The following is a 14,573-nucleotide window of genomic DNA, read 5'->3' on the forward strand; positions in this document are numbered from 1 at the left end:
CGCCACCCTCTGGAGGGGGTTTCGCCTTCGGCGTTTCGGCCTCGGCGACATTCACTACGTTAGCGGATTCCTTCGCGTCCTGCGAATTCGTCCCCACTCGCCGTGCGATTCCACGCCAATGAATTCGAGGCACACAAGTGCGCCCGAAGCTCCGGGTGGTGTCGTTGTGGTGAGTGACCGCCGATCGAAGGACCCGGACGAACCGGGCGTTCCGTCTCAAGCGGCTTGGGCTACGTTACGCAAGTGCGGCGGCGGAGTCAAGCTCCGCCGCCGCTCAAACGTGGAGAACCGGTCGACGTCAGTCGCCGGCCACCTCGACCGCCGCCAAGCTCTTCTTGCCGCGCCGCAGTACGAGCCAGCGGCCGTGCAGGAGGTCGGCAGCCTCAGGGGTCGCGTCCTCGTCTTCGATCTTGACGTTGTTCACGTACGCGCCGCCCTCCTTGATGGTGCGGCGGGCCGCGGACTTGCTGGCCACGAGCCCCGCTTCGGCGAACAGGTCGGCGACGCCGGCCAGCTCGGCGACCCGTGCGTGCGGAAGCTCGCCAAGGGCCGCTTCGAGGGTCCGCTCGTCGAGTCCGGCGAGTTCGCCCTGGCCGAAAAGCGCCTTGGAAGCGGCAACGACCGCGGCACACTGCTCGGCGCCGTGGACGAGCGTGGTGAGCTCCTCGGCCAGGGCGCGCTGGGCCGCGCGTGCCTGCGGACGTTCCTCTGTGAGCCGCTCCAGTTCCTCGATCTCCTCCCGCGACCTGAAGCTGAAGATCCGCAGGAACTTCGACACGTCACGGTCGTCGGCGTTCAGCCAGAACTGGTAGAAGGCGTACGGCGTCGTCATCTCGGGGTCGAGCCAGACCGTGCCGGTCTCCGTCTTGCCGAACTTCGTGCCGTCCGCCTTGGTGATGAGCGGGGTGGCCAGGGCGTGCACGGAGGCGCCCTCGACGCGCCCGATCAGGTCGATGCCGGCGGTCAGGTTCCCCCACTGGTCGCTGCCGCCGGTCTGCATGGTGCAGCCGTAGCGGCGGTAGAGCTCCAGGAAGTCCATGCCCTGGAGGATCTGGTAGCTGAACTCGGTGTAGCTGATGCCGGCCTCGGAGTTGAGTCGACGGGCCACGGCCTCCTTGGCGATCATCTTGTTGACCCGGAAGTACTTGCCCACGTCGCGCAGGAACTCGATGGCCGACATGCCCGACGTCCAGTCGAGGTTGTTGACCATCACGGCGGCGTTCGGGCCCTCGAAGGAGAGGAAGGGCTCGATCTGGGCGCGGATCCGCTCGACCCAGCCGGCGACGACGTCGGCGTCGTTCAGTGTCCGCTCGGCGGTCGGCTTGGGGTCGCCGATCAGACCGGTGGCTCCGCCGACGAGGGCGAGCGGCCGGTTGCCGGCCAGTTGCAGCCGGCGGATGGTGAGGATCTGCACCAGGTTGCCGAGGTGGAGGCTGGGGGCGGTCGGGTCGAAGCCGCAATAAACCGTGACCGGGCCGTCCGCGAACGCCTTGCGCAGTGCGTCCTCGTCGGTGGAAACGGCGATCAGCCCTCGCCACCGCAGCTCGTCGACGATGTCCGTCACGGTTCTCGTGTCTCCTAGAGTCGGTCGGTGCCTCGTACCCGTTCGTACGGAGTCTTTCCGAGACTACGCGTTCCGATCGACTGCTTTTGCCCGGCCGGGGGGGGCGCGGCAGCGCGGTGCGGGGGCGCCGCGCGTGTCCTTGGGGGATCAGGCTCCGGCGGACGGCTCGGCTCTCGGACTCAGCCGGTACGCGGAGACGGTCGGGTCACCGGCGAGGTAGAAGCGGTGCTGCCAGTCGTGGGCTTTGCTCACGCCCACCCGAGGACCGATCCGGATGAGTGCGGCCGGCACCGGCTCGCCCTCGGACAGCGTGAGCGGGCCGCCTGCCAGCAGGTCGGTGCCGTTGTGCTCCGACGTGATGCCGAGCGCCTGGCAGAAGTTCCCCGGACCCCGCGCCAGACGCGGCCCCTCGACCTTCGCCCCCCGCCGCTCGCGCGCCACGTCCTCCCCTTCGGTGACCCTGCCGGCCCTGAGGAGGACGGCCGTGGCGACGCCGTCCGCCCCGGTGACGACGTTGGCGCACCAGTGCAGACCATGGGAGCGGTAGACGTACAGATGTCCCGCGGGCCCGAACATGACGGCGTTTCGTGGCGTCCTGCCCCGGTAGGCGTGGGAGGCGGGGTCGGCCGCACCCGCGTACGCCTCGGTCTCCGTGATGGTGACGTGCACGGTCCCCTCAGGGGCCTCGTGGGTGAGGACGGCGCCGAGCAGCATGGGGGCGACTTCTTCGGCGGGGCGCGCGAGATCAGCGATGTTCACGCCGACCGCCGTGGCGTGCCGTGGCAGGGGTGGCCTCGGCCCCGGTCGGCTGCGGCGCGACCGGGCGGTCCTGCGACCTGTGTACGAAGGTTCGCCCCAACGGGCAGGGGGCAGCCTCCGGCGCCTGCCGGTCGAAGGAGGACCTGCGGAGTGGGGTGCTTTCGGCAGGGGCGATCATGCGGTACGAGAGTAATGGAACCGTTCGGGGTGGGGCCGCGTTCGTAGTGACCGGGGCAACCGCCAGATGAGGGAGAGGGACATCGTGGGCTTCAAGAAGCTGCTTGCGAGCTTGGGCGCCGGTGGCGCGTCGGTCGAGACGGTGCTCAACGAGCCGAACGTGGTCCCTGGCGGCGTTGTCCAGGGCGAGGTGCGGATCCAGGGCGGGTCGGTGCCGCAGCAGATCGAGGGGCTCTCGGTGGGCCTGCAGGCCCGTGTCGAGGTCGAGGGCCAGGACACGGAGTACAAGCAGGACATCGAGTTCCACCGGCAGCAGCTGGGCGGGGCGTTCGAGGTGCAGGCGGGTGCGGTGCACGTGGTGCCGTTCGGGCTGGAGGTCCCCTGGGAGACCCCGGTCACGACGTTCCTGGGACGGCATCTGACCGGCATGAACGTCGGCGTCACCACGCAGCTGGCGATCGCCCGCGCGGTGGACTCCGGTGACCTGGACCCGATCAACGTGCACCCGGTGCCGGCGCAGCAGGCGATCCTCGACGCGTTCGGCCAGCTGGGCTTCGGCTTCAAGAACGCGGACCTGGAGCGCGGTCACATCCACGGCACCCGACAGCGGCTGCCCTTCTACCAGGAGATCGAGTTCTTCGCGCCGCAGCAGTACCGTGGGCTGCAGCAGGTGGAGCTGAGCTTCGTGTGCGACGGCCACGAGATGGACGTCGTCCTGGAGATGGACAAGAAGCCGGGGCTGTTCAGCGAGGGCAGCGACGCCTTCCGCTCGTTCACGGTGGACATGAACACCTTCCACACGACCGACTGGGCCGGATATCTCAACCAGTGGCTGGCCGAGGTCGGCGGTAAGCGGAACTGGTTCTAGGATCGGCGGGCGAAGCGCGTTACGCGATCAGCAGGAGGTACCAGAGGTGACCGAGCAGAAGCGGCGGCCGCTGCCCCACGATTTCCATCCGCCCGTGCCGTCGTTCACGCTGGTGAGCGACGACATCGAGCCGGGTGGCACGCTCAAGGACGCCCAGGTCTACGCCGAGGGCAATGTCTCGCCGCATCTGCGGTGGGAGGGTTTCCCCGAGGAGACCAGGAGCTTCGCCGTCACGTGTTACGACCCGGACGCGCCCACCGGCAGCGGTTTCTGGCACTGGGTGCTCATCGACATCCCCGCGACGGTGACGGAGCTGCCCGCGGGCGCCGGCAGTGACGGCTTCAAGGGCCTGCCCGAGGGTGCGGTGCACATCCGCAACGACTACGGCACCAGGGACTTCGGCGGTGCCGCGCCCCCGCCCGGGGACGGCCCGCATCGTTATGTGTTCACCGTGTACGCGGTGGACCAGGAGAAGCTCGGGCCTGACGCGGACGCGTCGCCCGCCGTCGTCGGCTTCAACCTGCGGTTCCACGCGACCGCACGGGCCAACCTGATCGGCGAGTACGAGAACCAGCAGTAGTTCCGGGGCCCCGGCCGAGCGGCCGGGGCCCCGAAATCCCGTTGCGCCCCGGCGCTCCCGCATCGCAGTGTGGTGTCTGCCTGGTGACCTGACCGTCACCGGGGGTCGGCACCGCAGTGGCGGGGGCGCCGGGGCGTTGCGCTGTGCGGTTCTCGCCGCGTGACCTGCCCGCCGTCCGCCGGAGCCCGGTCATGCGCCCGGGTGTCCACGCCGATCGCCGCCCTCCGGGCGCCCGGGACCCCTCGGGGCCGGGCGCCCGGAGCGGCCGGCGGCGAAGGACCCGTGCCGGGGCGCCACCTTTTTTGATCCCTTTTTCCTGCGTTCGCTGTCACGTGCGGAAATTGCGTTGTCCGCTTACCTATCGCCCGGTCAGAGTGGAGCCACCTCGCCACCGGGGCGGGGTGGACCCGAGGGGTGGGCGACGTGGGTGAGACGTTGGTGCTGAACGCGACCTTCGAGCCGCTGTCGACTGTGTCGCTGCGGCGCGCGGTGGTGCTGGTGATGCAGGACAAGGCTGTGGTCGAGCAGGCCCATCCCGGGCTGCGGATCCGCGCGGCGGCGGTGGAGGTGCCGGTGCCGCAGGTGATCCGGCTCTGCAGATACGTGAGGGTGCCCTTCCGACAACGGGCGGCGTGGTCGCGGCGGGGCGTGCTGGTGCGGGACCGGCACCGGTGCGCGTACTGCGGTCGGCGGGCGACGACCGTGGACCACGTGGTGCCGCGGTCGCGCGGTGGCGGGGACACGTGGCTGAACACGGTGGCGTCGTGCGCGGAGGACAACCACCGCAAGGCGGACCGTACGCCGGAGCAGGCGGGGATGCGGCTGCTGACCCAGCCGTTCGAGCCGACCCCGGCGGACGCCTTGCTGCTGGCCCTGAACCTGAAGGACCGTGAGGGCGTACCCGGCCGGCTCGGGCTGCCGGCGTGAGTGCCGGGCCCCGTGGCGGTCGTCCGGTCACCTCAACAGGAGCTGGGCGATCGCCGCGAGGCCCACGACGACGATGACGGCGCGCAGCGCGGCAGGCGGCAGGCGGCGGCCGATGCGGGCGCCGAGGACTCCGCCCAGGGCCGCCCCGGCGGCGATGAGGGCGACAGCGATCCAGTCGAAGTCCGCGACGAAGAGGAAGAAGACCGCGGCGACGCCGTTGACGATCAGCGCGAGGACGTTCTTCGCCGCATTGATCCGCTGCCAGGACTCCTCGAGGAGCACCGCCATGAGGGAGAGGTACATGACCCCCTGCGCGGCGCCGAAGTAGCCGCCGTACATGCCGGCGAGGAGGAGTCCGCCGAGCAGTACGGCGCCGCCGTGTTCGGGGACGTGGCCGCCGTTGCCGGACCGGCGCGCCTGCAGGGCCCGGGAGAGCCGGGGTTGGACGAGGACGAGGACGAGGGCGAGCCCGATGAGGACGGGCACGATCGTGTCGAAGGCCTGGGAGGGCAGCGTCAGCAGCAGGGCGGCTCCGGCGAGTCCGCCGGCGAGAGCGGACGCGCCCAGCCGCAGCAGGCGGGCGCCCTGTCCGGCGAGTTCGCGCCGGTAGCCGATGGCGCCGCTGACGGAGCCGGGGACGAGGCCGAGGGTGTTGGACACGTTGGCGGTGACCGGTGGCAGCCCGACAGCCAGCAGGACGGGGAAGGTGAGGAGGGTGCCGGAGCCGACGACGGTGTTGATGGTGCCGGCCCCGATTCCGGCCGCGAACACGGCCAGGGCTTCCCAGTAGGTCACAGGCGCCTCCATGGTCGGTGCGGCTCTCCTCCCCCCGAGGGGACCGGGGGGAGCCGGAGCGCACGGATCATGTCATACGCCAAGGCGGCGGCAGCCGCGCCGCTCAGTCCTTGTCGAGCCGGGGGGCTTCGCGGCGGGTGCCGCCGTCGACGTTGCCGGAGCCGCTGCCGGGGGCGCCGGGGAGGTTGACGATGCCGCCGAGGCCCTTGAGGGCGTCGTTGAGCTCGCTGGGGATGATCCAGAGCTTGTTGGAGTCGCCCTCGGCGATCTTCGGGAGCATCTGCAGGTACTGGTAGGCGAGCAGCTTCTGGTCGGGGTCGCCCGCGTGGATGGACTCGAAGACGGTGCGGATGGCCTGGGCCTCGCCCTCGGCCTTGAGGGCGGCGGCCTTGGCCTCGCCCTCGGCTCGCAGGATCGCGGACTGCTTCTCGCCCTCGGCGGTGAGGATCTGGGACTGGCGGATGCCCTCGGCTGTGAGGATGGCGGCGCGCTTGTCGCGGTCGGCGCGCATCTGCTTCTCCATCGAGTCCTGGATGGAGGTGGGCGGCTCGATGGCCTTGAGTTCCACACGGTTGACGCGGATGCCCCACTTGCCGGTGGCCTCGTCGAGTACACCGCGCAGCGCGTGGTTGATCTCCTCACGGGAGGTCAGGGTGCGCTCCAGGTCCATGCCGCCGATGATGTTGCGGAGCGTGGTGACCGTGAGCTGCTCGATCGCCTGGATGTAGCTGGCGACCTCGTAGGTGGCGGCCCGCGCGTCGGTGACCTGGTAGTAGATGACCGTGTCGATGTTGACGACCAGGTTGTCCTGGGTGATGACCGGCTGCGGAGGGAACGGCACGACCTGCTCGCGCAGGTCGATGCGGTTGCGGATGGTGTCGATGAACGGCACCACGATGTTGAGGCCCGCGCTCAGGGTCCTGGTGTAGCGGCCGAAGCGCTCGACGATCGCCGCGCTTGCCTGCGGGATGACCTGGACCGTCTTGATGAGCGCGATGAAGACGAGCACCACCAGGATGATCAGGACGATGATGATCGGCTGCACGTCCACTCCCCCGCCGATTGCTGTGGCTACCTGTACGAAGACATGATCAAGTCTGTCAGACCCCGCGGCGCGGCGGGCCGGGTTCGGTGAATTCCCGTGCCCTCCACGGCTGCGGGGGCGGCGTCACACCACGACGGCCGTCGCGCCCTCGATCTCGACGACGTCCACGCTCTCGCCGGGTTCGAAGGCCCGTCCCGCGTCGAGGGCGCGGGCCGACCAGATCTCGCCGTTGAGCTTGATCCGGCCGCCGTGCTCGTCGACCCGCTCCAGGACGACGGCCTGACGGCCCTTGAGCGCGTCGACGCCGCTGCGCAACTCCGGGCGCTGCGCACGGCTGCGGTTGGCCAGCGGGCGTACGACGGCGACACCCGCGACGGAGACGATGACGAAGGTCAGCACCTGTGCGGTGATGCCGAAGCCGACACCGGCCGCGATCGCGGCCGCGACGGCTCCGACCGCGAACATCCCGAACTCGGGCATCGCGGTCACGACAAGCGGAATACCCAGCCCCACGGCGGCGATCAGCCACCACAACCAGTCGTCCACAGGCCCATGGTAAGGGCCTGCAGTCGATCCGTGACAGGGTGCGACGATTCTGCCCGACGCTTTTGGTGCGGCTCCGTGTGCGCCGGGCGGCTCAGCAGGTCATCAGCAGGTCATCAGCAGGTCACTTCGGCCCGGTACTTCGGCAGGTCACTTCAGGGGCAGTCCGCTGGCCGTCCAGCGGTCGCCCCGGCGCTCGACGACGAGCGGGAGGCCGAAGCAGAGGGAAAGGTTGCGGGAGTTGAGCTCGGTCTCCATGGAACCGGCGGCGACCAGCTTGCCCTGGCGGATCATCAGGACGTGGGTGAAGCCGGGCGGGATCTCCTCGACATGGTGGGTGACCATGATCATCGAGGGGGCGATCGGGTCGCGGGCGAGCCGGCCGAGGCGGCGGACGAGGTCCTCGCGGCCGCCGAGGTCGAGTCCGGCGGCGGGCTCGTCCAGCAGGAGGAGTTCGGGGTCGCTCATCATGGCGCGCGCGATCAGGGTGCGCTTGCGCTCGCCCTCGGAGAGGGTGCCGAACTTGCGGTCGAGGAACTCGCTCATGCCCAGGCGGTCGAGGAAGGCGCGGGCGCGGTCCTCGTCGACCTGCTCGTAGCTCTCCTGCCAGTGGGCGGTCATGCCGTACGCGGCGGTGAGCACCGTCTCCAGGACGGTCTGGCTGCGCGGCAGCTTCTCGGCCAGGGCGACGCCCGCGATGCCGATGCGCGGGCGCAGTTCGAAGACGTCGACGCCGCCCATCTTCTCGCCCAGGATCTGGACGGTGCCGGAGGTCGGGAAGAGGTAGCTCGAGGCGACGTTCAGCAGGGTCGTCTTGCCGGCGCCGTTGGGACCGAGGATGACCCAGCGCTCGCCCTCGGCGACCGACCAGGAGACCTGGTCCACCAGAGCCCGGCCGTCTCGGACCACGGATACGTCCACCAGCTCCAGAACATCGCTCATGAGCGTGTTGTCTCCCACTTCCCGATCGCACGTCTGCCGTCGCGAGCACCTGTAGGCGCCGCCCCCAGGAAATCTACGCCACGCCCGGGCCGCCCCAGTCCTTAGGCTGGGGGGATGCTCGACGAACCACGCTCAGGACGGCTGGCCGCCTGGGGAAATGCCCTGATTGCCGGACTTGCCGCACCTGATGACGCCGCTCAGGAAGTGATCGCCGACGATGCGGTCCACCGCATCTGCGGACTGCCCGGGGAGGACGGCCCGGTGGGGCTGACGCTGGGGCTGGGCCGGCTGCGCGCGCTCGGCGTCTGCGGGCTGCGGATCGCACTCCCGGTGCCCGGGCACCCGCTGGGGCTCAGCGGGCCGCCCGAGTTCAACGCGCGGGCGCAGGCGGCGGGTGAGGCGGTCATCGCCGTGGGCGGACCGGCCATCGGCCTGGTGCCGGAGGTCACGGAGGCCGGGCCGCAGGGGGACGTGCACGTGTCGGTGGAGTGGCAGTGCCTTCAGGTGCGGGACGCGCCGCCGGCGGACGTGCCCTCGCTGGGTGAGGCCGAGCGGGAGCTCGCGGAGGCGTTGAGGGACGCCACGGAGGCTCTGGCGCGGCTGGACGTGGCCGGCGGGGGCCCGGCGGCGCAGGCGGCTCTGGAGGCGTACCGGGCGCGAGCGGCGCGCGGACGGGAGGTGCTGGCGCCGGGGTATCCGCCGCGGGCGGTCCGGGTGCTGGAGCTGGCGCAGCGGGTGGGCGCGCTGATCGCGATCGCGACCGGCACCCGGGCCGAGCACGGGGCCGCGGTCAGCGCCTCGGAGATCGCCTCCCGTGCGGAGCTTCTGCGGCCGGTGGAGCGGACGGCGCGGCGGGCGCAGGTGGCGGCGTACAACGCGTACGTGGAGGAGGCCGAGCGGCGCCGCGGGTAGAGCCCGCTGTCCGGGAGGTGTTCCTCCGTGATGACACGCGCCGCGCGCCGCGACGGGCGCTCGCCGTGGCGGCTGTACGCGCTGACCCCTGTGCCGGGGAACGGACCGGCCCCGGGGCGGCGGAGCGCTCCGGGGCCGGTTGCACGGTCGCACGGCGGGGGGCCGTCCAGGTCAGCCGTTGACGCAGGCGTTCCCGAAGGCCGGGTTGAGCAGGCCGATGACGCTGATGGTGTTGCCGCAGACGTTCACCGGCACGTGCACCGGCACCTGGATCACGTTGCCCGAGACCACACCGGGGCTGTTCTTCGCGCCACCGGTGGCCTGGGCACCCCCGGTGTGAGCGGAGGCGGCACCCGCGCCGACCATGGCGAGGCTCCCGGCGACCATGGCGACGGCGGCGGCCTTGTGCAGGTTCTTCACGTTCTTGACCCTCCTTGCTCGGGTACCGCGGCAGTCGCCGCAGCACGCCATGGAGAACGGCCCAGGGACGGCCAGGTTGCGCCATCCGAGCGACATACACCCGACGGTATGAATCTCACTCCGGACGGCCCCCCAGCCGCTCGCCCTACCGCTAGTGCCCCGGTTCTCGCAGCGCCGGCCGCTCCCGTCGGGCCGTCCGCCCGCAGCCTCGGGCCGGCACCGGCGGCCGTGCGGACGCGCCACTCAGCCGCCGATGCCGTGCCGCACCGCCCACAGGGCGGCCTGGGTGCGATCGGAGAGGTCCAGTTTCATCAGGATGTTCGACACATGGGTCTTCACGGTCTTCTCCGAGAGCACCAGGGCCCGGGCGATCTCCCGGTTGGAACGGCCCTCGGCGATCAGCGACAGCACCTCGCGCTCCCGGTCGGTGAGGGTCCCCCCGCGGCCCTGGCCGTGGGTGGCCTCCTCCTGGGAGAGCAGGGCCTCGGCGACCTCCGGCTGCAGGAGCACGTGCCCGGCGTGCACCGAGCGGATGGCGCCGGCCAGCGCGTCCGGGTCCACGTCCTTGTAGACGTAGCCGGCCGCGCCCGCGCGCAGCGCCGGGACGACGGTGCGCTGCTCGGTGAAGCTGGTGACGACGAGGACGCGGGCCTTGCTGCCGTTGTCACGCAACCGGCGCAGGGCCTCGATGCCGTCGACCCCGGGCATGCGGACGTCCATCAGGATCACGTCGGGAGCGAGTTCGCCGGCGCGCTCCACGCCCTGCTCCCCGTCCGCTGCCTCACCCACCACCTCGATGTCGGGCTGCACCTCCAGGAAGGTCCGCAGACCGCGCCGGACCACCTGGTGGTCGTCGACCACCAGGACGCGAATGGGGCCGTCAGCCACCGGGCACCTCCATCTCGATCACGGTGCCTTTTCCGGGCGCCGAGTCCACCGTCAGTCCGCCGCCCACCGCGTCGGCCCTGTCCCGCATGGAGACGAGCCCCAGGTGCCGCCCGGCACGGCGCACCGCGGACGGGTCGAAGCCCCGCCCGTCGTCGCGCACCGTGAGCACCGCTCCCCTGCCGCGGCCCTCCAGGCGCACGGTCACGGAAGCGGCGTCCGCGTGACGCAGCGCGTTGTGCAGGGCTTCCTGGGCAACCCTCAGCAACGCCTCCTCCTGTGCGGCAGGCAGGGCGCGGACATGGCAGTGGGTGAAGGAGACGCGCGCCGAGTGCACCCGGTCCAGGACGCCGATCTGGGTGCGCAGGGTGGCCAGCAGGCCGTCCTCGTCCAGCGCGGCGGGCCGCAGTTCCACCACGACCGCGCGCAGCTCGTCGGCGGCCTCGGCTGCGAGCGCGGCGACCTGCCGCAGCTCCTCGCGGGCGCGTTGCGGATCGCGGGCCACCAGGGCAGCGGCGGCCTGGGCGGTCAGCCGCAGGGAGAACAGCTTCTGCGAGACGGCGTCGTGCAGCTCGTGGGCGATGCGGGCGCGCTCCCCGGCCAGCGTCAGCTCGCGGCTGCGCTCGTACAGGCGGGCGTTGGTCAGGGCGATGGCGGCGTGCGCGGCCAGCGTCCGCAGCAGTTCCTCGTCCTCCTCGGTGAACCCCTTGCCGTCCTCCGGGGCGCCGGACTCGCGGCGCTTGTCGGCGAGGAAGAGGGCGCCCAGGATCTCGTCGCCGTCGACCACCGGCATGCCGAGGAAGTCGGTCATCTGGGGGTGGGCGGCCGGCCAGCCGCCGAACCGGGGGTCTTCCTTCACGTCGGGCAGACGCTGGGGGGTGGCCTCGTGCAGCATCGCGGCGAGGACGCCGTGCTGCCGGGGCAGCGGGCCGATGGCCTTCCACTGCTCGTCGCTGACGCCGTCGACGACGAACTGGGCGAAGCCGCCGTGGTCGTCCGGCACGCCCAGGGCGGCGTACTCGGCGTCGAGTAGTTCCCGGGCGGACGAGACGATCGTCTGCAGTACCTCGCGCACTTCGAGGTGCCGGCTCATCGCGAGGACGGCCGCGCTCACCGCCTCGATGCCGCGTCGGGGCGATCTGCTGGACATGAGCTCACCGTACCGGCGGGGTGGGGCCGACGGGATCGGCCAGCTGACCGAGCGGCCCCCGTCCGGCGACCTAGGACGAAGTTCCTGTCGCCTCACCCTGCGACGCGGCTTGAGAAGGTGGGCTCGCCCTGGGCGCCGCCGGGCTCCGGGCACCCTCGTCGGGACGACCCTGTTCCCGAACGCCGTGGACGGAAGCCACGCTGCGGCGCCAGGGGGCTCGGCAGGCGCGCGGCGCCGTGGAGCGGGGCGCCGCACTCGGCACGGGCACGCGGAAGGCGGCGGTCCCCTCCTCGGGGAGCCGCCGCCTCCTCGTCGCGTACAAGGGGCCCCTACTTGCGCATGACCTCCGGCTCATGGCGGCGCAGCAGCCTCAGCACGAGGATGCCGCACACGAGCGCGATGCCGAGCAGGACGGCCATGTCGAAGCCCCACTGGCCCGCCGAGGGCTCCCACAGCGGGTCCAGGTCGCCGGGCTCGGCCGGGTCCCACGGCGGCATGAGGCGGCCGAGGTCGAGGGTGGCGCCGGCGGCGCCGACGGCCCAGCGGGACGGCATCAGCCAGGCCACCTGCTCCAGGCCGACCGTGCCGAAGATCTGGAAGAGGACGCCGGTGAAGACGACCTGGACGATCGCGAACATCACCAGCAGGGGCATGGTCTTCTCGGCGGTCCTCACCAGCGAGGAGATGACCAGGCCGACCATCATCGAGGTGAAGCCGAGCGCGATGACCACCAGGGTGATCTCCGCGGCGGGGAAGCCCTCGATGATCAGGCCCTCCTCGGGGAGCCGGCGCACCGACAGGCCGATGGCGCAGATGATGACGCCTTGCAGGGCGCTGATCAGACCCAGCACGAACACTTTGGAGAACAGGTACGCGGAGCGGGACAGGCCGGTGGCGCGTTCCCGTTCGTAGATCACCCGTTCCTTGATCAGCTCGCGGACCGAGTTGGCGGCGCCCGAGAAGCAGGCGCCGACCGCGATGATCAGCATGATGGTGCCCGCGTCGGCGTTGAACTTGCCCGCCTCGTCGGGCGGCGCCAGCCCGGACTTCGCCGGGATGACCACGCTCACCAGGCCGAGGACGGCCGGGAGGACCACCATCAGGGCCATGAAGCCCTTGTCGGATGCGATCACCGCCAGGTAGCGGCGGACGAGGGTGACGAACTGCGCCGGCCAGCGCTGCGGCTTGGGCGGCCTGGCCCGCTGCGGGGCCGCGCCTGCGGACTGCGGCGCGACGGCGTCCAGGTCCGCGGCGTAGATCTGGTAGTGCTGGGAGCCGCGCCAGCGACCGGACCAGTCGTAGTCGCGGTAGGTCTCGAAGGCGGAGAAGACGTCGGCCCAGGTTTCGTAGCCGAAGAAGTTCAGCGCCTCCTCGGGCGGGCCGAAGTAGGCCACGGCTCCGCCCGGCGCCATCACGAGCAGCTTGTCGCACAGGGCGAGTTCGGCCACCGAGTGGGTCACGACGAGCACGGTGCGGCCGTCGTCGGCGAGGCCGCGCAGCAGCTTCATGACGTCGCGGTCCATACCGGGGTCGAGGCCGGAGGTGGGCTCGTCCAGGAAGATCAGCGAGGGCTTGGTCAGCAGCTCCAGGGCGACGGATACGCGCTTGCGCTGGCCGCCGGAGAGCGAGGTGACGCGCTTGTCGGCGTGGACGTCCAGCTTGAGTTCGCGCAGCACCTCGTCGATGCGGGCCTCACGCTCCGCGGCCTTGGTGTCGCCGGGGAAGCGGAGCTTGGCCGCGTAGCGCAGCGCTCTGCGGATCGTCAGCTCCTTGTGCAGGATGTCGTCCTGCGGGACGAGGCCGATGCGCTGCCGCAGTTCCGCGAACTGCTTGTAGAGGTTGCGGCCGTCGTAGAGCACCTCGCCCTCTTCGGCCGGGCGGTAGCCGGTCAGGGCACGCAGCAGCGTCGACTTGCCGGAACCGGAGGGGCCGATGACGGCGATCAGCGACTTCTCGGGGACGCCGAAGGAGACGTCTTCGAGAATGGTCTTGGTGGTGCTGCCCTGCGGCACGCGGACGGTGAGCCGCCGCGCCGAGAAGGAGACCTCACCGGTGTCGACGAACTCCTCGAGCTGGTCACCGACCAGCCGGAAGGTGGAGTGCCCGACGCCCACGATGTCGTGAGGGCCGAGCAGGTGGCGCTGTATCGGCTGTCCGTTGACATAGGTGCCGTTGTGGCTGCCCAGGTCGACGATCTCGTAGCGGCCGTCGGGATGCGCCCGGAACTCCGCGTGAAAGCGGGAGACCTGGAGGTCGGAGACGACCAGGTCGTTCTCCAGGGCGCGGCCGATCCTCATGACGCGGCCGAGCACCAGGTGGTGGAAGGTCGTCGGGCTGCGGTCGCCGTGGAGGGGCGGTGCGGCGCCGCCGCCCGCGGGCCGGTGCGGGGACGGGATGTGCGCCTGCGGACTCCACTGGTCCGGCCGCGGGGCCGGCGAGGGCTGCGGCACGTGCGCGACGGACGGGCCGCTGTCCCAGCCCCCCTGCCCGGGCGGGGCCGAGGACTTCGGCGCCGCCTGCGCGTCGGGCCCGGGCCTGCGGGCCCGCTGCGGTCTGGCCAGCGCGGTGTCGGCGCTGTGGACGTCACCGCCGGCCGGAGCGCCGCCACTGAAAGCAAGCCGCGGGCCGTCGGCGGCGTTTCCGAGGGTGACGGCGGCCCCGGCGGTGACGTCGTAGGCATGGACGCGCTGACCCTGGACATAGGTGCCGTTGGTGCTGCCGAGATCCTCGATGACCCAACCGCGCTCGCCGCGCCGAAGGGTGGCGTGCCGCCAGGAGACCCGCGCGTCGTCGAGGACGACGTCGGACTGCGGATCCCGGCCCAGGCTGTACGACCTGGACGGATCGAGCTCCCAGGTCCGACCGTTCAGTTCGAGTACGAGTTCAGGCACCCCAAACCCCACAAAGTCGTCCCCCGGGTTGTCCCCCCATGGGGGAAGTCTAGAGATTGGACACACCGCGAGGAACTGTTCCGGGCACGCCGGCCCGCGCCATGTGGCGCCGGGG

At 71.3% G+C, this 14,573-nt stretch carries 14 protein-coding genes; 4 read left to right on the forward strand and 10 right to left on the reverse strand.

Translation table 11 applies throughout. The features are described 5' to 3' along the window. Window positions 1-298: 298 nt before the first annotated feature. Window positions 299-1,564, reverse strand: a complete 1,266-nt coding sequence (gene tyrS, locus ACRWND_RS11385) for a tyrosine--tRNA ligase (RefSeq protein ID WP_431948577.1) — start codon at window positions 1,562-1,564, stop codon at window positions 299-301. Window positions 1,565-1,711: 147 nt separating this feature from the next. Further along, window positions 1,712-2,323 carry a DNA-3-methyladenine glycosylase gene (locus ACRWND_RS11390; protein ID WP_431948578.1) on the reverse strand — a complete coding sequence of 204 codons (612 nt, stop codon included), beginning with the start codon at window positions 2,321-2,323 and terminating at the stop codon, window positions 1,712-1,714. Between the two features lie 262 nt (window positions 2,324-2,585). Between ACRWND_RS11390 and ACRWND_RS11395 the strand changes: the two genes are divergently transcribed. The 3 genes from ACRWND_RS11395 (at window position 2,586) to ACRWND_RS11405 (ending at window position 4,875) form a co-directional block, all read left to right on the forward strand. Then, window positions 2,586-3,368: a sporulation protein gene (locus ACRWND_RS11395; RefSeq protein ID WP_431948654.1), complete on the forward strand. Its 783-nt coding sequence runs from the start codon at window positions 2,586-2,588 to the stop codon at window positions 3,366-3,368. A 46-nt stretch (window positions 3,369-3,414) separates the two neighbouring features. Next, complete coding sequence (locus ACRWND_RS11400) at window positions 3,415-3,948, forward strand: YbhB/YbcL family Raf kinase inhibitor-like protein (protein WP_431948579.1); 534 nt, start codon at window positions 3,415-3,417, stop codon at window positions 3,946-3,948. 423 nt (window positions 3,949-4,371) lie between these two features. Continuing rightward, window positions 4,372-4,875 (forward strand): HNH endonuclease, encoded by a 504-nt coding sequence (locus tag ACRWND_RS11405; RefSeq protein ID WP_431948580.1) that lies wholly within the window; start codon window positions 4,372-4,374, stop codon window positions 4,873-4,875. A gap of 27 nt (window positions 4,876-4,902) precedes the next feature. Here the strand turns inward: ACRWND_RS11405 and ACRWND_RS11410 are convergent, their stop codons facing one another. The 4 genes from ACRWND_RS11410 to ACRWND_RS11425 all read right to left on the reverse strand — a co-directional run bounded on the left by ACRWND_RS11410 (window position 4,903) and on the right by ACRWND_RS11425 (window position 8,200). Beyond that, window positions 4,903-5,670, reverse strand: a complete 768-nt coding sequence (locus tag ACRWND_RS11410; protein WP_431948581.1) for a sulfite exporter TauE/SafE family protein — start codon at window positions 5,668-5,670, stop codon at window positions 4,903-4,905. Window positions 5,671-5,773: 103 nt separating this feature from the next. Then, the gene (locus ACRWND_RS11415) at window positions 5,774-6,715 is read right to left on the reverse strand and encodes an SPFH domain-containing protein (protein WP_431948582.1); all 942 of its coding nucleotides are present in this window, start codon (window positions 6,713-6,715) and stop codon (window positions 5,774-5,776) included. Window positions 6,716-6,838: 123 nt separating this feature from the next. Next, the gene (locus tag ACRWND_RS11420) at window positions 6,839-7,261 is read right to left on the reverse strand and encodes an NfeD family protein (protein WP_431948583.1); all 423 of its coding nucleotides are present in this window, start codon (window positions 7,259-7,261) and stop codon (window positions 6,839-6,841) included. A 147-nt stretch (window positions 7,262-7,408) separates the two neighbouring features. Continuing rightward, window positions 7,409-8,200 carry an ABC transporter ATP-binding protein gene (locus tag ACRWND_RS11425; protein WP_431948584.1) on the reverse strand — a complete coding sequence of 264 codons (792 nt, stop codon included), beginning with the start codon at window positions 8,198-8,200 and terminating at the stop codon, window positions 7,409-7,411. Between the two features lie 114 nt (window positions 8,201-8,314). On the opposite strand from ACRWND_RS11425, the gene ACRWND_RS11430 reads away from it, so the two are divergent. Next, complete coding sequence (locus ACRWND_RS11430) at window positions 8,315-9,112, forward strand: hypothetical protein (RefSeq protein ID WP_431948585.1); 798 nt, start codon at window positions 8,315-8,317, stop codon at window positions 9,110-9,112. 171 nt (window positions 9,113-9,283) lie between these two features. On the opposite strand, the gene ACRWND_RS11435 is transcribed toward ACRWND_RS11430, so the two are convergent. The 4 genes from ACRWND_RS11435 to ACRWND_RS11450 all read right to left on the reverse strand — a co-directional run bounded on the left by ACRWND_RS11435 (window position 9,284) and on the right by ACRWND_RS11450 (window position 14,458). Next, window positions 9,284-9,532 (reverse strand): chaplin, encoded by a 249-nt coding sequence (locus ACRWND_RS11435; protein ID WP_431948655.1) that lies wholly within the window; start codon window positions 9,530-9,532, stop codon window positions 9,284-9,286. Window positions 9,533-9,775: 243 nt separating this feature from the next. After that, window positions 9,776-10,420 (reverse strand): response regulator, encoded by a 645-nt coding sequence (locus ACRWND_RS11440; RefSeq protein ID WP_431948586.1) that lies wholly within the window; start codon window positions 10,418-10,420, stop codon window positions 9,776-9,778. Beyond that, entirely contained in the window at window positions 10,413-11,567 is a 1,155-nt protein-coding gene (locus tag ACRWND_RS11445; RefSeq protein ID WP_431948587.1) for a GAF domain-containing sensor histidine kinase, read from the reverse strand. The genes ACRWND_RS11440 and ACRWND_RS11445 overlap by 8 nt, the downstream gene beginning before the upstream one ends. A 329-nt stretch (window positions 11,568-11,896) precedes the next feature. Continuing rightward, window positions 11,897-14,458: an FHA domain-containing protein gene (locus tag ACRWND_RS11450; RefSeq protein WP_431948588.1), complete on the reverse strand. Its 2,562-nt coding sequence runs from the start codon at window positions 14,456-14,458 to the stop codon at window positions 11,897-11,899. Between the last annotated feature and the right edge of the window lie 115 nt (window positions 14,459-14,573).

Origin of the sequence: Actinacidiphila sp. bgisy167 (genome assembly GCF_965342175.1) — a bacterium.
In the GTDB taxonomy this organism is placed as follows: domain Bacteria; phylum Actinomycetota; class Actinomycetes; order Streptomycetales; family Streptomycetaceae; genus Actinacidiphila.